Source organism: Acanthopleuribacter pedis, from assembly GCF_017377855.1.
GTDB classification, from domain to species: Bacteria; Acidobacteriota; Holophagae; order Acanthopleuribacterales; family Acanthopleuribacteraceae; genus Acanthopleuribacter; species Acanthopleuribacter pedis.
Genome location: NZ_JAFREP010000015.1, coordinates 1 through 22,380, shown reverse-complemented (window position 1 = coordinate 22,380; position 22,380 = coordinate 1). Strand labels below are relative to the sequence as shown.

Below are 22,380 nucleotides of genomic sequence, written 5' to 3'. Positions count from 1 at the left end.
CTACTTTTCCTCGGCTAACTCGCGGATCGCTTGCTCCAGCACTTTTTTCCCGGAAGCAATCCGTGCCTGAAGTTGCTCTACCCGTTCCTGTTCGTCCTGTAGCGCGTTGGTCAAATCGTGGCACTTGCTTTGGAATTCCTTCAAGCGCGTGATCTCGTTTTCCTGGTCGACGATTTGATCGCGTAACTGAGAAACGGTTTGGCGTTCGCCGTCGATTTGGTCCTGCATGGTTTTCTTGACTTGGCCCATTTCCTTTTCGTGGTCGTTAAACTGCTGCTGCATTTGGTGTTGCAGTTCTTGCTTCTCGCCACTCAGCGTGTCCCGCTCGGTTTTGGTTTGGGTCAAGGTCTCTTGCAGTTGGTGCTTGGCTGAATCCAACTCGCTAATGCGTCGGCTGCTTTCGTCCTGTAATTGGGTCAGGTGTTCGTTCAGTTCAGCAAGTTTTTTATCCCGGTGTTCCAATTGCTCGCCCAACTCTTGGTTGTTGCGGGCCAACTGCCGTTGCGCCTCCTCTTGCTTGTCCATCTCGCGTTGGTGATCCTCGCGCAATTTGGCTTTAACTTGATCTGCTTCCTGATCCTTTTGTTTCAAGGCTTCCGAATGGGCGCTGTTGAGCTGATTGACCGCAACCTCGTGTTCTTCCTGCAGTTGTTTGATTTTTTTGCCGCGACTCTCCGCCAACTCCTTTTGGCTGTAGAAATTGGCTTCGCTGGTGCGTAACTTCTCCGTCCAGTCCTGCTCGTGTAACCGTTGCTCTTCTTTGAGTGAACCCATTTGGTTTTCGTGTTTGGCAATGGTGGACGCCAAGGTTTCCCGCGCATGGCTTAAATCGTTTTCCAAGGATTCGATGCGCGCCGTCTGCTTTTGGCGTTCTTCGTTGAAGTGCTCCTCGTTGCTTTTGCGCAGGGTTTCGCTTTCGTGTAACTGGTTGCGCAGGGTTTCGCCGTCCTGTTGCTCGGTTTCCAGTTTTTTGTTGGCTTTCTCCAACTGAGCGGCGATCTTGTCCAACTCGGTTTTGCGTTCATTTAAAGTAAGCTGTAAGTTCGATTTCTCGTGGCGCATGGCGTCGAGATCGGCTTCCGCCACATTGCGTGCCTCGCGCACCTTGTTGATTTCCATTTGCTGGCTGTCTAAACGGGCCGACAGTTCCTGCAACTCGAAATCGGCGTTGGTTTGGAAGGCCTCGAAATTTTGATTTTTTTCCTCGTAGTCGCGTTTGAGCTGGTCGTTTTTCTCAGTCAGCGTCGCGATCTCGTTGTTGGCTTCCTTGAGATCGGCCTCCGTTTTTTGGAGCTGCCGGCCCTGTTTTTCGAATTCCTTGCGCTGCGTGTCTTGAAGCGTTTGGTTTTCCTGATCGCGCTGTTCTTGATCTTCTTGAACATGTGCCAGTTGGGATTGGAGCGAGGCAACGGAGGCTTCCAGGGAGCTGATCGTTGTGTTGTTCTGTTGTTGGGTTTCTCCCAGCTGTTTGTTTTTCTGGCTGAGATCTTCGGCCAGGTCTTGACTTGCTTCCAACTGGATTTGCGCTTGTTTCAGCATGTGTGCTTTTTCTTCCACGCTGTTTTCGAGCTGCTTCTCGCGGGCTTGCAGGTTCTCTACTTCTTCGCGCGTACTGGATAAATCGCGTTGCAGCATCGTCAGGCGTTGGTCGCTGCTTTCCAGTTGGTTGTGGCGGTCGTTGATTTGTTCATTGGCGCGTTTTAATTCCTCGCGCAAGCGGTGATTTTCGTCCGCGACGTGGGCCTGATCTTGGGCCGTGTCGGCTTGCGCGCTTTCCGCGGCGTTTAGGCGTTGTTCCGCGTCTTGCAGTTTGGCCCGTAACGCTTGGACCTGGTCCTGTAATCCTTCCAGTTCCTGCTGCCGTGTTTCCGCGCGTTGTTGTTCCGCGCGCTCCTGCTTTTCCAACTCCTCCATTTTTTTGTGTTCCAGCTCGTGATCCCGCTGAAGCTGATGGTGTTCCTGAAGCAGGGTTTCGTAATCCGATTGGACCTTATCGCTGTTGCTGCGCAAATCTTCCAGTTTGCCGCCCAAGTCATGGGAGGACTGCGACACGTCGTTGAGCTGGGTTTCCAGTGCCAGCACTTGGTCGCGGGTTTGTTCCAGTCGGCTTCGGCTTTCTTCTAACTGGGATTTGAGGTCCTCATTTTGTTTGGTGAGCCGTTCTCGTTCACTCGATTCTTGTTCCAGCAGGGTTTCGCGGTGGGCGTGCTCCTGCTCCATGTGCTGGATGCGCGCTTTGTAGTCGATTAAGGTGTCGTCTTCTGATTCGTTTTGACTGCTTTCCGAGACCTGGGCTTCCAAGGACTGGATGGTTTCTTTAGCCTGCTCAAGCTCTTGTTGAATGCGGCGGTTTTGCTCTAGGAAACCTTTAAAACCCCGGGCTTCTTTGCGCAGGTACTCTAGTTCGCGTTCCTGGGTTTCGATTTTATCCAACAGTTCCTTTTGGGCCGTCATATCCACCGTGGGTCCCGCGGGCACGGGTTGGGTTTGAATCGCCAGGGTGCGCGTGCTTTGAAGGTCCCAAGCCGTGAGGTGTTCCACATGATCGATGATCGTGGAAGGGGCGATGGGTTTGCGCAAGTAAACATTGGCCGCGAAACGCAGGCGGCTGTGCTTGTCGAGTGCCTGCTGGGGGCTTTTTCCGGTGGTGAAAATAATTGGGACCGTCGCCGTCCCTGGATTTTCTCGCAAACGACGGATGGTCATAAACCCGTTCATGTCGGTGAGTTCTTCGGCCAGAATGATCAAGCCCGGCGGGGTTTGAGTGGCCAGGGTCATGCCTTCCTGGCCGCTGCCGGTCACCGCAATGTCCACCGCTGCCGGTGTGAGAAGATGTTGCACATGTTGCACGTAGGCTTGGTCGCTATCCATGATGAGAAGGCTTTTACTCATTCTGTGACTCCGAGAACGTGTGAGTTGGCGCGCGAGGGCCCCGTCCGGGGCTGTGACGGATGCATTGACCGTCATTGGGTTCGACGACACATGAGGCGCGAGGAAAGGTGTGGCGAGGCACCTTTACCGGCGGCTGTTACAGTCAGAACATGGGCGGAGGGGGATCGCTCCTATTGTATTGGGTTCTTGAGAAGCTTTAAACCCTTTTAACGAGAATCGGCGAGGCGACCACGAGGTGGCGACACCCAAGCGGCGGACAGTGATTCCCGAAGTGTACCCGAACGACATGGATGGGCGCTGTGATTGGGCGGGTGTGTCTGACGATGGGTGGCCGGCAGGCAAGGGTCTTACACTGGTTTTTTAGCCGGCAGGCTGAGGGCGACTGAAAGGAAGGTGAGGTAAAAAGGCGGGCGGGTGCCGTCATTTAGCCTTGGAAAGGTGGTTTGATGACGGGTGCTCGACGAATTTATGAAGCCTGTTACCTTATCACGCGTCGGCTCGTGCTACTGTGATCCAGCCCGCGTTTTGGCGCTTCCGGGGAGGGGGGGACCTTGGGAACACGTCGGTTTTTGAGAAAGAAAAACGCCGTGCTTCATCGTGTGAAGCGGCTGAAGATGCTGGGTTTATTCTGCAAAAAATCAGGCTTCGGCGCCTGAGGGTGCGGCCCTTTGTGATGTTTTTGTTTGGTTCGTTTGCGGCCTGGTGGTAGCATATGCTCCGCGTGGGACCTTCGGGTTGTCGCGGTGTGGCTTGACTGCACCGAGGAAAGTCCGAGCACCATAGGGTAGTATGCTGGTTAACGGCCAGGCGGGGGAACCCGACGGCAAGTGCAACAGAGAGTAGACCGCCGAACTCGCGTCTTCGGGCGTGGGTGGTAAGGGTGAAAGGGTGGGGTAAGAGCCCACCAGCACGGGTAGTGATACACGTGGCTGGGTAAACCCCATACGGTGCAAGACTAAATAGGGAAACAGGGCATCCCAGAGGTGTCGAGAAGTGACCCGCTTCTGGTTTCCGGGTAAGTCGCTTGAGGGGGTCGGTAACGGCCTTCCCAGATGAATGACAACCGGCTCGTTTCGGCGAGTTACAGGACTCGGCTTATAGAAGGTCCCACGTCCCTACATTATATATATAGGAAAATTTGAGATGCTCGGCGCTTATCTGTGGCCGGGGTCTGGTTTATCCGCCTTCGAACCCGAGCCGGATCGCCCCAGGCGATTGCCCGTTGATGCTCCTTCGGGCTTTGTGCGTGCGTGTCCCTTTTTCTTGCATCCTTTTTTCGAAATCACGGTCGTGGTGCGGTTATGATAGGGGCCATGTAACCCTGCTTGAAATCAGGTTGGACCTTGCCGGTTTCAAGCACTTTCGGTTAGGAGTGGCACCTTGCTGTACGATCAATTCGAATTGCACCAGTCTCGCATTTTTCTCGGCAGTGATTGTTTTGCCGAGGCGCTGGCGCGATGTGAACCGAGCGCCTACTCGCGGTGTTTCTTCATCAGCCAGGAACAGGTTTGGGGTTTTCATGGCCAAGCCCTGGCCGAGGCCTTTGCCGCGAGTGGGGTCACTGTTTCCGAGGATCATCTTTATTTTATGCCTGACGGCGAGCAGTTCAAAAGTTTGGCTACCTTTGAGGCGATCCAGCAATGGCTGGTGGATCGCGGCGCCGACCGGCGCTCATTGCTGGTCGTGCTCGGCGGCGGCGTTGTCGGTGATTTGGCCGGCTTTGTTGCCGCAACCTACATGCGCGGAATGGCTTGGCTTTATGTGCCGACCACCCTGTTGGCGCAACAGGATGCTTCGATTGGCGGCAAAACCGCGGTGAACCTGCCGCAGGGCAAAAACCTGGTCGGCCAATTTTGGGAGCCGCGTGCCGTAATCGTTGACAGCGCCGTGTTGGGAACCTTGCCGCAACGGCAGATCAACGCCGGCTACATGGAGTTCCTCAAGCACGGTATGTTGCAGGGCGAGGCCCTTTACCAAGACGCTTTGGCCGTGCCGACCGCCACCGATGATTGGGCCGCGCAGATGCCGGTTCTTGCACGCGGAGTACGGGTGAAAGCGGATGTGGTTGCTCAAGATCCACACGAGAAGAACCAGCGTCGCTTGCTGAATCTTGGTCACACCTTGGCCCATGCGTTGGAAAGTTATACCGAGTACCGCCAATTTCTTCATGGCGAAGCCGTCGGCATCGGCTTGTTGTATGTGGCGATGGTGGCGCGGCGGTTGGGGTCAACCTATGCATGGCCTGGCTTGATGGAAGCGGTGGTTCCGCGTTTGCCCGCCTGTGATCCCGCGAACTGGGACCAAACCCGTTTGTTGGATTTAACCCGGCGCGATAAAAAAGGCGTTGGGGGCAAAATCGCCTGGATTATTCCCCATCGTCCTGGTGATGTTGAAATTATTACCGGAATTGATCGGGCCGTTTTGGCCGCGAGCCTGGAAGAGTTGGTTGCCGTGCTGGGTGACCGCGTCGCCGCGGTGCGCTGAATTGGTTGGCGGTTCATGGCGCGGCGCCCTGTTTGGGTTCGGCTGGTGGGTGGCAACCTTGTTGTACGCGGCGTCGCCTCGCGAGGGGGTTACGCTGCCGGAGCCGCCGCGACCCCAAGCCGGCACGTCCGAGGTCGGTCTCGGTCTATTGCTGAAAGCCCAGTATGCACGTGAAACCGGGGATTTGGCCCAGGCCTTGGCCTTTGTGGAGGAAGCACGGCGCCTTCAGCCCGACGATGCCGACATCGCCTACTTCTATTTATCGCTACGCATCGAAAACGTTGAAGAAAATGCATTTACCTCGCAGCCGGAACGCGCCGAGGTGTTGGTGGTCCTGAAGGAGATGCTGGCGCATTTTGTGGATGATTACCGGTTTCCGTTGATGATGGGTTCTTTGCTGATTGACGACTCGCGCTGGAGTCAGTTCGCTGAGGTTGAGGATCCCGAGCGTCACCTCTTGCGCGCGCTTGAATTACTCCAACGCGACGCGTCGCGGCCTCAAAGCGACTTGTCGCGGGACCAAAGCGATCCTTCACAGAATCAAAGGGACGCCGCGCCGGATCAAAATCAGGAATCGCGGCAAGTGCGTGACGCCGCTGATTTGGAGATTTTGGTCGAGGTTCACTTTAACCTCGGTCGTTATTACTGGAGCCGGCAGCGTTATGCCGATGCCGCCGAAGCCTTTGAGTGGGTGTGCGCGCGCGATCCCCGCAATACTTGGGGTTATTACTACGCCGGCCAGAGCTATGAAAACATCAATCACCTTCGCACCGCCTTGCGTTACTACAAGCAGTTTCAGAAGTTGCGGTTGGACGAGGTTTGGCCGGGCAAGCCGCCTGTCGACTTGAACGTTTCGATTATTCAGGCCTTGTTGGAGCCCAGTGAAACCGCCTTGCAGGACTTGGCCATGCTGGGCAGCAACCGGCGCATGCTGCTTCGGGTGGCCGCGCGGTTTTTGCGCGTGGAACGTTTTCAGCTAGGCATCCAGTTGCTGGACTTTTTGCCGGCTTCCGATTGGAACACCGATTATTTCAACTACCTGCTGTATGCCCATATGCAGCTTGGTAACTACGATTTGGTTTTTGAGTTGTGCCGAGACCGTTTGGTTCAAAGTGGGGAACCCGCCGCCCAAGATCTGTTTTTTAATCACTTGCTGGAGGCCGGCTTGCTGGCCGGTCATTATCAAGAAGTGGTTGATTGGTATGAGCGGTTTCCCGAATTGGCACGGCGTGAAGAGAATACCTTGCTTTCGGCCGCCTTGGCGGAGATGCTGCTCCCGGACCGAGAGGTGTATTTGGTGAATCGCCTGCGCGAGCCGGGTATGCGCAATGCTTATTTAGATCAGTTGGTTGAGGATTTTGATTGTTACGGACGGCGCGTTGCCGGCTTGCGCGGTCTGCTTGATCTTAGCGTTGCGCGTAATGACGCCCTGGGTGCGATCCAGGTAGTGGCTGAGGATTTTGACCCTTTTGATTTTGAGAAGCTGCCTGAGCCCTTCAAAGAGAACACTGCCTTTGCCGCGATCCAATTGGGTTTTGCCGATGAGGGCTTTGCGCTTTATGATTCTCTTTTGGCCGCCGATCCCGAGAACCCCTCGCTGAATAACAACTACGGTTATTTTTTGGCCGATGTAGGGGTTGGACTCCGGAAAGCCGAGTTCTTAATCCAACGTGCCTTGGATGCCGCGCCCGAGAACGGTGCCTATCTCGACAGTCTCGGATGGGTGCTGTACCGCCAGGGTCGCTATCAGCAAGCCCGCGATGTACTGGAGCGAGCCTTGGAAATAGAACCCAACGACCCCGAAAAGTTGGCGCATTTAGGTGACGTGCTCGCCGCCTTGGGTTTGTACCGAGAGGCGAAAGCCTGTTGGAGCAAAGCCATGGATCTTAAGGGCGCGTTGTATTTTCCTTTGCTCGATAAGCTTGACCCCTAGGCGGCTGGTTTGCGTCGCCATGGATTGGCAGGCTTGCGTCGCGGGGGGTCGCGTAACCTTCGAGGCCAAATGTAAACCGGCGAAAGCTGGCCGGCGTTATCCTTGCACTCGTTGTGGTGGGGCTAAAGCGCGAACACGGAGGATCGTATGTTGCTATCGATGTTGGGATTGTTGTTTTGGCAAGAACCGTCTTCTCTGTTTCAAATCCAATTTGAACTTAAAATCTTCCAGGCCGACCGGCGCCTATCGGCCCAGTTGGTGCTAAGCAAAGCGGCCGACGACCATTTTTCGATTCATTGCCGCAAAGCGCCTTCCGGCACCTTGTTTACGTTTTGGGCGCAGCCAACGGAAAACACCTTGGCGCTTCCCAAGGAGAAGTTGGCTTTTGTGGGGGCGGCCGACGAGCGGGTCGTGCTCTTCCCCGAGGGGCCTGCTTTGACGCGGGCCGAGTGGCTGGCCCTGCTCGAATTTGGAACCTGGCCGGACGCTCCCGTCGGCGACTGGCGGTTTGAGAAAAACGACCAGACTTTTTCGCTGCGTCACGCCAAACAAGAATGGGCGATTGAGTGGCGCGTGCGCAAGCGCCGTTATAAGAATAAATTTTCGCAACGGATCTTGACCCCCTCGCTTGGCGAGCGTTACCAAACCAAACCACTCGCCGAGGTTGTTCACTATTGGCAACAATAATCGGCCGTCTAAGGAGCAGAGCCATGTTTTATGCGCGTCGTTGTTTTGCCAAAATCAACCTTTTCCTTAAAGTATTGGGGCGTCGCGAGGACGGCTACCATCAACTCGATACGCTTTTCCAAGAGATTGACCTGAGCGAAACCTTGACCTGGCGGCTGGACGATCAGCCTTATCGGCTTCGGGTTACCGGGGGCGAGGTTGGGCCGGCCGCGCAAAACTTAATCACCCGCGCGGTGCGGGCCTTTGAGGCCGAGGCCGGTGTCGCCGTGACCGGGTTGTTTTCCCTGGAGAAACGCATTCCGACCGGCGGTGGCCTGGGTGGTGGCTCGGCCAACGCGGCCCATACTTTAATGATGTTGAACCAACACCACGGTGAACCCTTGGACCGAACCGCCCTGCACCGTCTCGCCGTGGGTTTGGGGGCCGACGTGCCGTTTTTCCTGATTGGCGGAACCTGCCGCGGCGGCGGCATTGGTGAAGAACTGTCGCCGGTCACCTGGACGGCGCCGACGCCGGGTGGCTTTTTGATTCTGCCTCCTTATGGGGTGCCCACCGCGTCCGTGTTTCGTGCCTTGGCCGCGCCGCCGCTGGGTGAGGCGTGCGCGGGGCATGAGCCCGCGGTAGGTGAAAACGACCTGTGGCCGCCGGTGGCGCGGTTGTTCCCGGAGCTGGCGGCCCTGTTGGCGGCCTGGCCGAGGGAAGGTGACGAAGCCTGTTTCATGACCGGGAGCGGCAGCACTTTGGTGCATCTGACCGATACGGCCGTTTTAAGCCCGGCGCAACAGGCCGTGTTGACGCAATACAAGGCCGAGGCCGTGCCTTTTCGCTTTCGGTTTTTGTGAGAGGCGGGGTGAACCCCATGAAACACGCGGCACGAGCGGGCGTATTAGATTTTTATGAATCTTTTTTCGAATAAAGTGTTGACGCCTAAAACGATTTCGGGCATTATACGCGCTGTGTGATCGCGAAGGTGATCTACCGGGCTTAAAAAACGAATAATTCAGTTAAATGTTGGGGAGTCGCCAAGCGGCAAGGCTACGGTTTTTGGTACCGTCATTCGAGGGTTCGAATCCTTCCTCCCCAACCATTTTTATTTTAGGGGCTCGTACGATGCTGACCTGCCCGGTGACCAAAGGGCTGCTTCCTCGCATTCCAGGAAACGCCGCCTCCTAACAATGATTTTGTTTGAATTTTGAGGAATGATTCAATGACGCATCAAGCTGGTGAAGTCCTACTGTTCTCCGGTTCTTCCAACCGGGTTCTCGCTGAGAAGATTAGCGAATCCATGGGTGTTGAACTTGGTAACATTGAACTGGGTCGCTTTAAAGACGGCGAAGTTTCTTGTCAGATTCTCGAGAACGTTCGCGGTGCCGACGCCTTTATCGTGCAAAGCACCTGTTACCCGGTTAACGATCACTTGATGGAACTGCTCATTATCCTTGACGCCTTCAAGCGCGCCTCGGCTTCGCGGGTTACCGCCGTCATTCCTTATTTTGGTTACGCACGTCAGGATCGCAAAGACAAGCCCCGTGTGCCGATCTCGGCCAAGTTGGTTGCCGACCTTTTGTTGTCGGCCGGTGCCAGCCGCGTTTTGACCATGGACTTGCACGCCAACCAGATCCAGGGATTTTTTGATATCCCCGTGGACCATCTTTACGGCTCTCAGGTTTTGCTGGAACACATCCAGCGCCTGGACCGTAATTTTGTCGTGGTGTCGCCCGACGCCGGCGGGGTCGAACGTGCCCGCGCCGTGGCCAAACGGCTGGATGCGTCGCTCGCCATCGTTGACAAGCGCCGTGAAAAGGCCAATGTTTCTAAAGTCATGCATATCATCGGCGAGGTCAAAGGCCGTGACTGCATCATCATCGACGATATTATCGACACAGCCGGTACCTTAACCTTAACCGCCCAGGCGCTTCGGGATGCCGGGGCCAACAGTGTTTTTGCCGCTTGCTCGCACCCCGTTTTGTCTGATCCGGCCGCCGAGCGCATAGAGAAGTCGGTTTTGGAAAAAGTTTTTCTGACGGATTCCATTCCCCTCCGCGAGGATCTTCCTTATCGAAGTAAACTTGAAGTGGTCTCTATTGCCGGTTTGCTTGGCGAAGCCATTAAACGGATTCATGAGGAGAGCTCGATCAGCACGCTGTTCGACTAAGGTCGGTTGCCGTTTCAGAATTAGTGAGGGAGATCCATAAGATGAGTAACATTCCAGAGATCGTGGTTTTTCCACGTGAACTTACCGGCAAAGGGGCCGCCGGCCGCCTGCGCAAAGAAGGTATGATTCCCAGCGTCGTTTACGGCCTGGACGTTGCACCCAGCAGTATTTCCGTTGAGCCCAAAACCATCGGCAAAATTCTTCACTCCGAGAAGGGTTTGAATGCCGTGGTGAACCTGCGTTTGGACAACAGTGACCAGACCCGCCACGTGATGATCAAAGATTTGGATCGCCACCCCGTGACCGGCCGTTTGACCCACGTTGATTTCATCCGCGTCGACATGGACAAAGAAGTTGATGCTTCGATTGAACTCGAAATCAGCGGCTTGCCCAAGGGTGTTAAAGAAGGCGGTGTCTTGACCGTCGTTCGTCACGATGTTGAAGTTCGCTGCTTGCCCAAGTTCTTGCCCGGCGTTTTGAAAGTCGACGTGAGCAGCCTGGGTATCGACGACGCCAAGCGTGTGAGCGATCTGCCCGAGCTTGAGGGCGTCACCTACAAGTTGGACGCCAAGCGTGTTATCGCGGTTGTTCACCTGCCTTCCAACAAAAACGTGGTGGACGAGCCCGAGGAAGAAGAAGCCTAGTTCGTCTCACGGTAGCTCGCCTGGTTTTGGCGAGACACGCGGCCGCCTTTTGAATCCCGCTTTGGGTTCGAGGCGGCCGACGGCTATTTCTCTTTTATTTGTCCTTATTTCGCGTGTATGATGAACGATTTTGCGGAATAAGGTGGGTTGAAACACGATGGATATACGTCTGGTTGTCGGTTTGGGGAATCCCGGGGTCGACTACGAAGCGACACGGCACAACGCCGGTTTCCTTTTAATGGATCGTTTGATTGAACGAAATCAAGCGCAACGTGTTGAATTTTCTGGTATTTGCGACCTTTGGACTTTTCAGCGTGACGGGCAAACCGTTTTTTTGATGAAGCCGCTAACCTACATGAACTTAAGCGGTGACGCACTTGTTGCATTTTTTGAGCGCTACTCCGTGCCACACGAGGCTATACTAGTGGCATATGATGACATTGCCTTACCGCTTGGTCGCTTACGTATCCGTCCTTCCGGTTCCGCCGGCGGCCAAAAGGGTATGCGCCATATTATCGATACGCTTCAAACCTCAGCGCTTCCCCGGTTGCGGATTGGGATAAAAACCGAAGCCCTCGCTCACACCCCCGTGGTGGATTACGTTCTTGGACGTTTCTCTTCTGACGAAACACCCATCATGTCGCGGGTTCTGGATATTGCGGCGGATGCCGTCGAGGCTTGGTTTCTTTCGGAGCTAGCCGAGGTCATGAATCGCTATAACAAAAAGGCCGCCGAACCGCTGTCTCCCTGATCCGGCTTGCTTCACCGGAACGGGTACGGTCCGGTGTGGTATGGCCCCTTCAATGGGAGGAGAAATTGACTGATCCTGGAACTTTGTTGTACTTGTTCCCCGCGTCGGGACTCGTGGCATTGGCCTTCGCGTACTACAAAGCATTAATGGTTAACAAAGAAGAGGTAGGCACCGAGAAGATGGCCAAAATCGCGGGTCACATCCGCGAGGGCGCCATGGCCTTCCTCAAGCGTGAATACACCGTTCTCTCTATTTTCGTGGTGGTTGTCGCCATCCTGCTGGCCGCGCTGAACGCGTCCCAAGAAGATTCCAGCCCCTTGATTGCGCTCGCTTTTGTCGTCGGCGCCTTGTGCTCCGGCCTCGCCGGCTTTTTCGGCATGCACATCGCTACCGCCGCCAATGTGCGGACCTCCAACGCGGCCCGCGACGGGCTTAACAAAGCACTCTACATCGCCTTTAGCGGCGGCACCGTCATGGGGATGTGTGTTGTCGGTTTGGGGATTCTCGGCCTAAGCGGCCTGTTGCTGATGTTCTCTTCCGAGGGGTTCGGCATGTTGGGTGACGCCGACCTGGGCAAGGTCGTCCGAGTGCTTACCGGCTTCTCCATGGGGGCTTCCTCGATTGCGCTGTTTGCCCGCGTGGGCGGCGGCATTTACACCAAGGCCGCCGACGTCGGCGCCGACCTGGTTGGTAAGGTAGAAAACAACATTCCCGAGGACGATCCCCGCAACCCCGCCACCATCGCCGACAACGTGGGCGACAACGTGGGCGACGTTGCCGGTATGGGTGCCGACCTGTTTGAATCCTACGTCGGTTGTATCATCGCCGCCATGGTTATCGGTTCCGTTTACCTGCCCGACGCCACCCAGGCCTTGAATTCCGTGTTGCTGCCCCTGTCTTTGGCCGCGGCCGGGATCATGGTTTCGATTATCGGTACCTTTTTGGTGCGTACCTCCGAGGGCGGAAACCCTCAGACCGCGTTAAACGTGGGGACCATGGTTGCCGCTGTTTTGATGACCGCTGTTTCCTACGTCATCATCCAGAACTTCGCCGGTGAAACCGGTTTTGTATTCCAGGAAGCGGCCGGATCGAAAACCGTGACCACCATGGACCTGTTCCTGGCGACCTTGGTTGGTTTGGCTGCCGGATTGGCGGTGGGGTTCACCACCGAATACTACTGTGCCAAACACAAAAAACCGGTTAACGAAATTGTTGACAGTTCCAAAATGGGTCCTGCCACCAACATCATTTCCGGTTTGGGTGTCGGCATGCGTTCGACCGCGTTGCCCATCATCTACATCGCCATCGCCATCGGCGTGTCCTTCCACCTCTCCGGTATTTACGGGATCGCCATCGCCGCCTTCGGCATGCTTTCCACCACCGGCATCCAGTTGGCTGTTGACGCCTACGGCCCCATCGCCGACAACGCCGGCGGTATTTCCGAAATGGCCGAATTGCCGCCCGAGGTTCGCGAGCGTACCGACAACCTCGATGCCGTCGGTAACACCACCGCCGCCATCGGTAAAGGGTTTGCCATTGCCTCCGCCGCCTTGACCGCGCTTTCCCTTTTCGCCGCCTTCCGTGCCGCGATTGAAGCCAAAGGCATCACCTTGGCGCTGGATATTACCCAGCCCGACGTCACCATTGGTTTGTTCATCGGTGGTATGTTGCCTTTTGTCTTCTCCGCCATGGCCATGAAAGCCGTTGGTTTGGCCGCCAACGACATGATCGAGGAAGTGCGCCGCCAGTTCCGCGAAATTCCCGGTTTGCTGGAAGGTAAAGCAGAGGCCGAGTACGGCAAATGTGTTGACATCTCAACCCAGGCCGCCATTCGCCAAATGATCATGCCCGGCTTGACCGCCGTTGCCGCGCCGGTTTTGATTGGTTTCATCTTCGGCCCGCAAATGTTGGGCGGCCTGTTGGCCGGCGCCACCGTTTGCGGCGTGTTGATGGCGATCTTCATGTCCAACACCGGTGGTGCTTGGGACAACGCCAAGAAACAGGTTGAGGAAGAACCCAAAGAGATAAACGCCGAAGGCGTTCAAATCAGTGGCAAGGGTTCCGAAAAACACAAAGCCGCCGTGATTGGCGACACCGTGGGTGACCCGTTCAAAGATACCGCCGGTCCATCGCTTAATATTTTGATTAAGTTAATGTCCGTTGTTGCGGTTGTCATCGCACCCCTTTTGGTGTAACCTAGAGATCTTTGCCAAATTGGGCGCCGCTCAAGGTGGCGCCCGTGTTCCTCTTACACCGCGAGACGGGAACATCTGTTCATTCACAACCTGTGGAGGCTTTTTCGACACAATGAACACTTACGAGTCTGTTTTTATCTCGGCTCCAACCGTTGCGCCTGAAGCGCATGAGAAGCTTGTGAGCCATTTTGAGGAACTGATCGCGAATAACGGCGGTACCGTCCTCAACACGGTACGCTGGGGTCGCCGTCAGCTTGCCTACGAAATCAAACGTTTCCGCGATGGCATTTACACCATCTATGAAATGGAAGCGCCTGGCGATGTTATTAAAGAACTAGAACGCCAGTACCGTTTGAACGAGTCCATCATCAAGTTTTTGACCGTTAAAACGGATCGCAAGAAAAAACTTATTCAAAAAGGCACGGCCAAGCGCCAAGCCAAACAGGAAGCTCGCCAGAAACGCAAGGCGCGCAAGTCTTCCGATAGCTAAGATAGAGAGGATTTCATGACCGAAACCACCAATCGGCCGCCTTCAGGTGAGGCGCGCCCAGCTCAAGGTGATCGTCCCCCCCGTCAAGGTGCTCCCTCCGGCGAGCGTCGTCCCGGCGGCCCTCAGGGCGGTGATCGTCGTGGCGGCCCCCAAGGGCGCGGCGGCCCCCGTGGCAAGAAAAAGTTCTACTACCGCAAGCGTAAGTTCTGCAAATTCAAAGCTGAAAAAATCGATTACATCGATTTCAAAGACGTTGAGTTGCTGCGCAGCTTTACGCCGGAACGCGGTAAAATCGCACCGCGTCGTCAAACCGGTACCAGTGCAAAGTTCCAGCGTATGTTGGCGACCGCCATCAAACGCGCGCGTCACATCGCGCTTTTGCCTTATACCACTGACTAATGCGACCAAGCGCGGACTTCTGTCCGCGTTTTTGGCATTTTGCTAGGGGTTCGAATACGTTGTATTCGACACCCCTATCGCCATTTCTGGGAGACCCTCATGAGCGCACAACCGGAAACGTCCCAATTTGATCCTCAGCTCTTCTTTTCACCGATCACCCTTCGCAACTGTGTCGCCGCTTGGTTGGTTCCAGGGCTCGGTTATTATCTGCTTGGAAAAAAACGGGTTGCCGTTATTATGGCTGTCTGCCTTTACCTGGCTTTTCTCTTGGGTGTCGCGCTTGGCGGCGATCTTTACGTGCTTGGCGCTGAAGGCAAAATCCGCAGTCTCGGCTCGCTGTGTCAGCTCGGCATGGGGGTTCCCTACATGTTCGCCAAGCTGTTGCTGGATCGCGGCTCGCCCCTCAACCTTACCTACGATTACGGCACCAACTACTTCCTGATTGCCGGCATGATTAATTGGCTGGTGGTCATGGACGTATTCGATTACTCGGTGAAACGAAAATGAGTCAACAAATTGTGGTTTACAAAGGCGTCACGGTTCAGGCCGTAGAACGCGCTGGTTCACGCATTCGCATCCAGTCACGCAACGCCGCGGATGCCAATAAAGTAGGGCTTACCTTCAAAGATATGGAAGACGGTGTCGCCGTGTTTGAAGGTTGGGTTGAAGAAGACCAACTGGTTGCCGTCGACCTCTAGCGGGTTCATCCCCTTTTTTCGTGCGATAATCATCCGTTGGCTTGCCACCCCGCTGAGTCCATCGGTGGGTGCCTATCAGGAGTTCTGCTTTTGTCCCCCACTGTTACCATCATCGGCGCGGGTTTGGCCGGCTGTGAAGCGGCCCATCAAGTTGCCCGACGCGGTTTTAAGGTGCGTTTGTTCGAGATGCGTCCCGCGGTTTCGACAGACGTTCACAACGGCGGCCGTTTGGCCGACCTGGTGTGCAGCAACTCGCTGCGTTCTGACGACCCTTTCCATCCCGTCGGCCTGATAAAACGAGAAATGGCCGGATGGGACTCGCTCATCATCGGCGCCGCGCGCGCCGCCGCGGTACCTGCCGGAAGCGCCTTAGCTGTTGATCGCGAAGGGTTTAGCCAAGGTGTTAGCCAGGCGATTGAAGGCAATGCAAACATTGAGTTGGTTCGCGAGGAAGTTACCGCGATTCCCGACGGGCCCGTTATTTTGGCTGCCGGCCCCCTGTGTTCCGAGGCGCTTTCTCGTGATTTGTACCGGTTCGTCGACGACCGTGCGCTTTATTTTTACGATGCGATTGCGCCCGTCATTGAGTACGATTCGCTCGACCACGATGTGGTTTATTTAAAGTCGCGTTATGACAAGGGCGAGGGCGCCGATTACCTGAACATTCCCCTCGACAAAGAAACCTATGAGCGCTTTCACCAGGCGTTGGTGACCGGCGAGCGGGTGGAAGCCAAAAACCACGAGAAGCTCATTTTCTTTGAGGGGTGTCTGCCCGTTGAGATCATGGCGGATCGCGGTGTGGATACCTTGCGTTTCGGTCCCATGAAACCCGTCGGCCTGGAAGATCCGCGCACCGGCAAGCAGCCTTACGCCGTGATCCAGTTGCGTCAGGATAATTTTGCCAAGTCCCATTGGAACATGGTCGGTTTTCAGACCCAGTTGAAATGGGGTGAGCAAAAGCGGGTGTTCCAAATGTTGCCGGGATTGGAACGAGCGCGTTTTGTGCGCTACGGCATGATTCACCGAAACACCTACGTCGACAGTTCGAAACACCTGTTGCCGACCCTTCAGTTCCGCCGGCGGCCCGACTTGTTTCTGGCAGGCCAGATTAGCGGGGTTGAGGGTTATGTGGAATCGGCAGCCGCCGGTTTAATGGCCGGTGTCAACATGGCGCGGTTTTTGGCCGGGGAGACGCCCGACCCTTTTCCGGCCACCACCGCGATGGGCGCTCTGGCGCATTACGTTTCGTTCCAAGGCCATGCCAAGCTTGACCCCACCAACATCAATTTCGGTTTGTTGCCGCCACTGGCACGCAAAGGCCGTATGAAACGCCGAGAGAAACGGGCGGCCATGGTTCACCGGGCTGTCGCCGATATGATTGCCTTTGCGCACGCACGTGGGTTGAGCGAATTTGCGATGCCCGACTACGATGCCTCGGAGGCCGTCACACCCAGCACCTAATCGCGGGAGTTTAGATATGAGCGAAACTGCACCACCACCCACACCACCCAGCCAACCGAAACGACCCGTGCCTACGCCGCCGCGTCCGGCCCCACGCAAGAAGAAACCCAACTATCTGCTGCCGTTACTCCTGTTCGGTCTGCTGTTGTTTGGCGGTGTGTTTATCGGCGGCTTCGCCCTCATGGTGTTCATGATGGGTGGCGGCCCGCAACTGGTGGATGTGAAAAGCGACTCCGTGCTCAAGGTACGTGTCGCCGGTGTGATCGCCGAATACGAACCGCCCAATCCAATGGCCGCCTTGTTTAACCAGCAATTCGTTTACTTCCACGACATCGTCAACGCCGTGAACAAGGCCAAAACCGATGTGCGCATCTCTGGGATTTACCTGGAAATCGGCGGCTCCAGTTTGGGCTGGGCGCAAGCCGAGGAACTGCGCGAAGCCTTGAAGGACTTTAAATCAGACGGTAAATGGATCATCGCCCACGGTGAGATTTGGACCGAAAAAGAATACTACCTTGCTTCCGTTTCGGACGAGGTGTACTTCGAGCCCGAGGGGTACCTGTTTCTCGATGGTTTTATGTCGCGTTCCTCGTTTTACAACGAGTTGCTGACCAAATACGGTGTCAACGTGCATGTCGAAGCTTTTGGTGAGTACAAATCTTTTGCCGATCAATACCGCAACAACGCCATGTCCGAGGCCCATCGCGAGGCCACCTCGGAGATGCTAAACGGTCTGGAAGCGACTTTCTTGGAAGCTGTTGCGGAAAAAGTGCCCGAGATTGAACCCGTTGCTTCAGCCATCGCCGCCGGTCTGTACCGCACCGACACCGCGCAAGAGCTGGGTTTGATTGACGAGCTCAAGTACACCGACGAAATTCATCAGCTGTTAAAGGAAAAAACCGGGCGTACCACCGAGGGGCCTTTCGGCGGTGCCCCCGTCGTGCGCGTCGGCCAATACCATGGCCCCGATCCCTTCGCATCCTTCAGCGGACCGGCCGTGGCCGTCATCTACGCCAAGGGCGGTATTCAGTCCGGTTCTCAGAGCAAGGGCTTTTTTGGTGACAGCGTGATTGCCTCGGGCGATTTCCTGCGCCACTTGAAGCGCGCTCGCGAGGACAAGCGGGTCAAAGCCATTGTTTTGCGGATCGATTCGCCGGGTGGTTCCTCCCTTGCGAGTGATGTTATGTGGCGTGAGATCCAGCGAACCTCGTTGGATTTTGGCAAACCCGTGATTGCCTCGATGGGTAGCGTGGCCGCCTCGGGCGGTTACTACATGGCCATGGCCTGCGACGAAATCGTCGCCCAGCCCACCACCATTACCGGCTCGATCGGTGTGGTAACCATGCGCTGGGACTTTGACGACCTTTACAAAAAGATGCTGGTTAACGTCGACGTCGTGAAGACCGGTGAAAGCGCCGACTTTTTCGATCCCCATCGCAAGTTGACCGAGGCCGAAATCGCGGCGTTCCATGATCGCACCCAAATGGCCTACCAATCCTTTGTTCAAAAGGCCGCCGACTCGCGCGAGATGCCTTACGAAAACCTGGAACCCCATGCACGCGGCCGGGTTTGGCTCGGTAAAGATGCCTTGGAACGCAAGTTGGTTGACCATCTCGGTGGGCTTGATACCGCCTTGTCGCTGGCCGCCGAGCGCGCGGGTCTAGACGATTACGCCGTCATCAACTATCCTTTGCAGGACGATCCCTGGGCTGCTTTTTCGAACGGCCCCAACGCCGTCGAATCCAAATTGGCCGCGCTCCTTCCTTATGAAATGCGGCTGTTATGGGACTTACAGAGCCAGTCTCCCCAGCCTTTTCAAACCTTGGCACTGACCCCTTATGACGTAAACATTGAATAACATTTCCCCGAGGCACCCATGATAAGCCAACAGGAAGAGCCTTCCAAGCTGGTCGGTTTTTTTCGCGAGTACCAACCTGAAATCAAATTCATCATCATTTTTTGTTTCGGGTTGCTCCTGGCCTTTTTTACCCTTTCCAATAAGTTCATCGGCGAAAATGCCGTGAAACCGCTCACCGCCGGGCAGGCCTATGTTGCTTCTAACATTCTTAATTTGGTAGGGTTCCCCAACCGTCAAAACGGGATTTTGGTAAGCTCCGTCCCTGAGGCCAAATACAAATTCGGCATGGAAGTGAAAAACAACTGTAATGGGGTTTTTGAATCCATCGTGTTCTTGATGGCCTTTGTCGCCATCCAAATCCCGTGGCGTCGCAAATTTGGTTGGATGATGGTGGGATTTACCATCTTCCACGTCATCAACATGATGCGGCTGGTGAGTTTGTTTGTCATCGGCAGCATGTACGACAAGCCGACCTTTGACTTCTTCCACGAAACCTTCTGGAACTACACCTTGGTCCTGCTGACCTTGGGGATTTTCATTTTTTGCGCCCACCAGGCCATCAAAGCACCCGCCACGCCGAGTGCCGCCGACGCGGTGACTTAGCCTTGATCCGATTCTTAACCACGGAATAAACCACCATGACCAAAAACGAGATCTACCAACAATTACCCAGTGTTCTTCGCCGACTATTCACCTGGGGTTTGGGTGGATCGGTCCTGTTTTTGGCTTTTTGGTATTACGGCGGCCTGAACTTATGGGGTTCCGTCATCGCCTGGCTGCTCTCTTTCGCGCCGGGGCTGGGTGAGATCAGCTTTCGCGCCGGTGGCAGCAACGATGCCGCTATTTTGTGTGACGCCCTGATTGACGGCATGTACGACGTCCAGATCACTTTTCCTGTAAATATTTTGAACCTCACCATCATTGAGGTCATTACCTTGCTGGCGATTTTCCCCGCCGACCGCCGCGAGGCCATGTTGAAAACCGGCCTCCTCAGCTTTTTCTTTTTGCCGCTTTACCACGTGGCCCATAGTTGGCTTCAGCTCTATAAGATGAAAATCGGCCCCGATGTCGCCAACCAAATCGGTATTTTTTGGGATGAAACCACCTGGTTCCTTGTCATTCACAAGCTCGGTTCCTTCGATGTGTTCCTTGTTCGCTATTGGGGAGGTATCCCCATTTTTATCCTGGCTTTCATGGTCCAACATTTTCTGGCGTTCCCCAGGAAGGCGACCACCTGAGCCAACCCCTGTTTCTTGTTCCCCGTGCGGCTTAACCGCCGTCACAAACCTTTGTTACGAGGTTGTGCCCCATGACTGTTTCCCTCGATCAGCCCGGCGCCCCGAAGGGTCCTGATCAGACGCCCCTGCGTTTTGTGTCCGTGACCGACCGGTTCCGCATGGACTGCGAAACCCCGGTCTCCCTGTACCTCAAGCTTGTTTATGAAAAATCCAACGCGTTCATTCTAGAGAGCGTGGAGCATGGCAGCCATTCCGGCCGTTACAGCTTCATCGGTTGGGATCCCATTCTGACCCTGTCCTATCAGCCCGATGTGTTTAAGGTCAGCGGTGCCGTCAATTACGAAAGCCATACGGATAAACCTTTGGACGCGTTGCGGCAGTTGATGGCGCGCCTGGATATGCTCGACGAGCAGGATATCCCCAATGCCCGCGGCGGATTGGTCGGCCACTTTAGCTATGACGCCATTCGTCTCGTCGAAGATATCGGACCGGTTAAAGGGGAGAGCGATCCCTGGATTTACCTCATCCTGCCCAAGGTGCTGCTGGTTTTCGACCACTTACAGCATGTCGTCTCGCTGATCGTTCACCAAGAGGTCGGCGGCGATGAATCCCAGGCACGTGCGCTGGCGCGTGGTACCCTTCGCGAGGTGCTTACCAAAATCCGTGTGCTCAGTGTCGCCAACGACCCCGTGGCCGTCGACGATCCGCCCGTTGACTGGTCTCAATGGACGTCCAATCTGGATCAAGAGGCCTTCTGTGCCATGGTGGATCGGGCCAAGCAGCATATTGTCGACGGCGATATATTTCAGGTCGTGCTTTCGCGGGCCGTGCGCCGGGAATTTCCGGGCGATCCTTTTGCCATCTACCGGGTTTTGCGACAAATCAACCCCAGCCCCTACATGTTCTTTTTGAAGCAGGAGGGGCGTGTTGTGGTCGGCGGTTCACCCGAATCACTCGTGAAACTCGACGGCGGCCGGCTTTCAACCAAACCCATCGCCGGCACCCGGCCGCGGGGCAAAACCCTCGATGAAGACCTGGCGTTGGAAAACGATTTGCTCGGTGATGCCAAAGAAATTGCCGAACACGTGATGTTGGTTGATTTGGGCCGCAACGACCTGGGTCGCATCAGTCGGCCAGGCAGCGTGTCGGTGCCGCGTTTTATGCAAATTGAGCGGTATAGCCACGTGATGCATATCGTGTCTGATGTGCAGGGCGAATTGCGCGACGATTACGGCGCTATCGACGCACTGATGTCGGTTTTCCCCGCGGGTACCCTGTCGGGGGCGCCGAAGATTCGCGCCATGCAGATCATTAATGATTTCGAACCCGAGATTCGCAATCTCTACGGTGGCGCCATTGGCTTTGTCGACTTCAGCGGGAACCTGGATTCGTGTATTGCGATTCGGACTGCGACCGTGGAAAACGGGGTGGTCCGGGTTCAGGCCGGCGCCGGCATCGTGGCCGACTCCGTTCCCATTAAAGAATTCGAGGAAACCACCCATAAAATGATGAGCGTGGTAACCGCCGTTGAATACGCCTTGCGACAGAGCCGTCGCCATCGTTAACCGATCCCGGTTCTATCTTTTGAACCCATCGCGGTGATCTGAATCCTCCATGGAGGCATCGCCGCGTGGGACCTACCGGCCGCGGCCGTGAAGAGAAGAGTGAATGCCCATGATTATCATGATCGATAACTACGATTCTTTTACCTACAACCTGGTGCAGTACCTGTCGATGTGCGGGCGCGAGGTTAAGGTGTTCCGCAATGATGCCAAAACCGTTGACGAGGTGTTGGCGCTTAAACCCGATATGGTGGTGATTAGCCCGGGCCCGGGCCGACCCGAGGACGCCGGCATTTGTATTGAGTTGATCCAACGCGCCCCCGCCGATTTACCGGTCTTCGGGGTCTGCCTCGGTTTCCAAGCCATGGTCAGCGCATTTGGCGGGGATGTGGTCCATGCGCCTTATCTAATGCACGGAAAGGTGTCGGCCATGCTTCACGACGGCAAAGGGGCCTTTGCCGACCTACCCAGTCCCTTGAATGCGACCCGCTACCATTCATTAATGGCCGCCCCTGAAAAGTTGCCCGACTGTTTCGAAATAAGCGCGCGCACCCAGGACGACTTGATCATGGGGATCCGTCACAAGGCCCGTCGTTTGGAAGGGGTGCAGTTCCATCCCGAGAGTTATCTGACCGAGCACGGGCTTCAAATGATCCGCAATATGTTGGTGTAGAAAAATCAGGTGTTAAGCCATTTGTAACTAGTTGTTTCGAACAAAAACGAAAAAAGGTTAAAAAAGGGTTTGACAGTTTGAAGGGGAGTCCCTAGAATCTGCATCTTGTCGGCGGCACACAACGCCGAGTTGGTTGAAAGTTGAAAATGGAAGAGAAACACGTCATTACCGACACGAGGTTGGTAATGAACCTAGTCAGTTTCGTTTGTTCTTGAAACAAACAACAGGCATCAACATGAGAGTTTGATCCTGGCTCAGAA

At 55.4% G+C, this 22,380-nt stretch carries 19 protein-coding genes, 1 tRNA gene and 1 other RNA gene; 20 read left to right on the top strand and 1 reads right to left on the bottom strand.

From position 1 onward, the window contains the following. The gene (locus J3U88_RS15875) at window positions 1–2,892 is read right to left on the bottom strand and encodes a response regulator (RefSeq protein ID WP_207859905.1); all 2,892 of its coding nucleotides are present in this window, start codon (window positions 2,890–2,892) and stop codon (window positions 1–3) included. A 722-nt stretch (window positions 2,893–3,614) separates the two neighbouring features. Here J3U88_RS15875 and rnpB point away from each other — a divergent pair. The 20 genes from rnpB (at window position 3,615) to J3U88_RS15775 (ending at window position 22,120) form a co-directional block, all read left to right on the top strand. Continuing rightward, an RNA gene (gene rnpB / locus J3U88_RS15870) (RNase P RNA component class A) lies at window positions 3,615–4,006 on the top strand. A gap of 266 nt (window positions 4,007–4,272) precedes the next feature. Further along, window positions 4,273–5,376, top strand: coding sequence for a 3-dehydroquinate synthase (locus J3U88_RS15865; RefSeq protein ID WP_207859904.1), 1,104 nt, complete (start codon window positions 4,273–4,275; stop codon window positions 5,374–5,376). A gap of 1 nt (window position 5,377) precedes the next feature. After that, the gene (locus J3U88_RS15860; protein ID WP_207859903.1) at window positions 5,378–7,309 is read left to right on the top strand and encodes a tetratricopeptide repeat protein; all 1,932 of its coding nucleotides are present in this window, start codon (window positions 5,378–5,380) and stop codon (window positions 7,307–7,309) included. Window positions 7,310–7,456: 147 nt separating this feature from the next. Next, window positions 7,457–7,996, top strand: a complete 540-nt coding sequence (locus J3U88_RS15855) for a hypothetical protein (protein ID WP_207859902.1) — start codon at window positions 7,457–7,459, stop codon at window positions 7,994–7,996. Between the two features lie 23 nt (window positions 7,997–8,019). After that, window positions 8,020–8,838, top strand: a complete 819-nt coding sequence (ispE, locus tag J3U88_RS15850; RefSeq protein ID WP_207859901.1) for a 4-(cytidine 5'-diphospho)-2-C-methyl-D-erythritol kinase — start codon at window positions 8,020–8,022, stop codon at window positions 8,836–8,838. A gap of 170 nt (window positions 8,839–9,008) precedes the next feature. Continuing rightward, a tRNA-Gln gene (locus J3U88_RS15845) sits at window positions 9,009–9,083 on the top strand. 120 nt (window positions 9,084–9,203) lie between these two features. Next, the gene (locus J3U88_RS15840; protein ID WP_207859900.1) at window positions 9,204–10,151 is read left to right on the top strand and encodes a ribose-phosphate pyrophosphokinase; all 948 of its coding nucleotides are present in this window, start codon (window positions 9,204–9,206) and stop codon (window positions 10,149–10,151) included. 41 nt (window positions 10,152–10,192) lie between these two features. After that, window positions 10,193–10,795, top strand: a complete 603-nt coding sequence (locus J3U88_RS15835) for a 50S ribosomal protein L25 (protein ID WP_207859899.1) — start codon at window positions 10,193–10,195, stop codon at window positions 10,793–10,795. 157 nt (window positions 10,796–10,952) lie between these two features. Beyond that, entirely contained in the window at window positions 10,953–11,546 is a 594-nt protein-coding gene (gene pth, locus J3U88_RS15830) for an aminoacyl-tRNA hydrolase (RefSeq protein WP_207859898.1), read from the top strand. A gap of 65 nt (window positions 11,547–11,611) precedes the next feature. Then, entirely contained in the window at window positions 11,612–13,741 is a 2,130-nt protein-coding gene (locus J3U88_RS15825) for a sodium-translocating pyrophosphatase (protein WP_207859897.1), read from the top strand. 112 nt (window positions 13,742–13,853) lie between these two features. Further along, on the top strand, window positions 13,854–14,231 hold the full coding sequence (gene rpsF / locus J3U88_RS15820) for a 30S ribosomal protein S6 (protein WP_207859896.1): 378 nt from the start codon (window positions 13,854–13,856) through the stop codon (window positions 14,229–14,231). A 15-nt stretch (window positions 14,232–14,246) separates the two neighbouring features. Next, window positions 14,247–14,630, top strand: a complete 384-nt coding sequence (rpsR, locus tag J3U88_RS35330; RefSeq protein WP_207859895.1) for a 30S ribosomal protein S18 — start codon at window positions 14,247–14,249, stop codon at window positions 14,628–14,630. 99 nt (window positions 14,631–14,729) lie between these two features. Next, window positions 14,730–15,137, top strand: a complete 408-nt coding sequence (locus J3U88_RS15810) for a DUF6677 family protein (protein WP_207859894.1) — start codon at window positions 14,730–14,732, stop codon at window positions 15,135–15,137. Then, entirely contained in the window at window positions 15,134–15,328 is a 195-nt protein-coding gene (locus J3U88_RS15805) for a hypothetical protein (RefSeq protein WP_207859893.1), read from the top strand. Before J3U88_RS15810 ends, J3U88_RS15805 begins: the two co-directional genes overlap by 4 nt. A gap of 90 nt (window positions 15,329–15,418) precedes the next feature. Next, on the top strand, window positions 15,419–16,789 hold the full coding sequence (gene trmFO, locus J3U88_RS15800) for a methylenetetrahydrofolate--tRNA-(uracil(54)-C(5))-methyltransferase (FADH(2)-oxidizing) TrmFO (protein ID WP_207859892.1): 1,371 nt from the start codon (window positions 15,419–15,421) through the stop codon (window positions 16,787–16,789). 16 nt (window positions 16,790–16,805) lie between these two features. Next, window positions 16,806–18,647 (top strand): signal peptide peptidase SppA, encoded by a 1,842-nt coding sequence (gene sppA, locus J3U88_RS15795; RefSeq protein WP_207859891.1) that lies wholly within the window; start codon window positions 16,806–16,808, stop codon window positions 18,645–18,647. Between the two features lie 18 nt (window positions 18,648–18,665). Then, the gene (locus tag J3U88_RS15790) at window positions 18,666–19,250 is read left to right on the top strand and encodes an archaeosortase/exosortase family protein (RefSeq protein WP_207859890.1); all 585 of its coding nucleotides are present in this window, start codon (window positions 18,666–18,668) and stop codon (window positions 19,248–19,250) included. A gap of 35 nt (window positions 19,251–19,285) precedes the next feature. Next, window positions 19,286–19,885 carry a hypothetical protein gene (locus J3U88_RS15785; RefSeq protein ID WP_207859889.1) on the top strand — a complete coding sequence of 200 codons (600 nt, stop codon included), beginning with the start codon at window positions 19,286–19,288 and terminating at the stop codon, window positions 19,883–19,885. Between the two features lie 71 nt (window positions 19,886–19,956). Then, window positions 19,957–21,450 carry an anthranilate synthase component I gene (gene trpE, locus J3U88_RS15780; protein ID WP_207859888.1) on the top strand — a complete coding sequence of 498 codons (1,494 nt, stop codon included), beginning with the start codon at window positions 19,957–19,959 and terminating at the stop codon, window positions 21,448–21,450. A gap of 109 nt (window positions 21,451–21,559) precedes the next feature. Continuing rightward, complete coding sequence (locus J3U88_RS15775; RefSeq protein WP_207859887.1) at window positions 21,560–22,120, top strand: anthranilate synthase component II; 561 nt, start codon at window positions 21,560–21,562, stop codon at window positions 22,118–22,120. The last annotated feature ends 260 nt before the right edge of the window (window positions 22,121–22,380 follow it).

Coding starts and splice junctions, on each gene's coding strand:
- J3U88_RS15790 (WP_207859890.1), top strand. CDS start 18,666: ATGATAAGCCAACAGGAAGAGCCTTCCAAGCTGGTCGGTTTTTTTCGC.
- sppA (WP_207859891.1), top strand. CDS start 16,806: ATGAGCGAAACTGCACCACCACCCACACCACCCAGCCAACCGAAACGA.
- rpsF (WP_207859896.1), top strand. CDS start 13,854: ATGAACACTTACGAGTCTGTTTTTATCTCGGCTCCAACCGTTGCGCCT.
- J3U88_RS15775 (WP_207859887.1), top strand. CDS start 21,560: ATGATTATCATGATCGATAACTACGATTCTTTTACCTACAACCTGGTG.
- pth (WP_207859898.1), top strand. CDS start 10,953: ATGGATATACGTCTGGTTGTCGGTTTGGGGAATCCCGGGGTCGACTAC.
- rpsR (WP_207859895.1), top strand. CDS start 14,247: ATGACCGAAACCACCAATCGGCCGCCTTCAGGTGAGGCGCGCCCAGCT.
- J3U88_RS15805 (WP_207859893.1), top strand. CDS start 15,134: ATGAGTCAACAAATTGTGGTTTACAAAGGCGTCACGGTTCAGGCCGTA.
- J3U88_RS15810 (WP_207859894.1), top strand. CDS start 14,730: ATGAGCGCACAACCGGAAACGTCCCAATTTGATCCTCAGCTCTTCTTT.
- J3U88_RS15785 (WP_207859889.1), top strand. CDS start 19,286: ATGACCAAAAACGAGATCTACCAACAATTACCCAGTGTTCTTCGCCGA.
- ispE (WP_207859901.1), top strand. CDS start 8,020: ATGTTTTATGCGCGTCGTTGTTTTGCCAAAATCAACCTTTTCCTTAAA.
- J3U88_RS15855 (WP_207859902.1), top strand. CDS start 7,457: ATGTTGCTATCGATGTTGGGATTGTTGTTTTGGCAAGAACCGTCTTCT.
- J3U88_RS15835 (WP_207859899.1), top strand. CDS start 10,193: ATGAGTAACATTCCAGAGATCGTGGTTTTTCCACGTGAACTTACCGGC.
- trpE (WP_207859888.1), top strand. CDS start 19,957: ATGACTGTTTCCCTCGATCAGCCCGGCGCCCCGAAGGGTCCTGATCAG.
- J3U88_RS15840 (WP_207859900.1), top strand. CDS start 9,204: ATGACGCATCAAGCTGGTGAAGTCCTACTGTTCTCCGGTTCTTCCAAC.
- J3U88_RS15875 (WP_207859905.1), bottom strand. CDS start 2,892: ATGAGTAAAAGCCTTCTCATCATGGATAGCGACCAAGCCTACGTGCAA.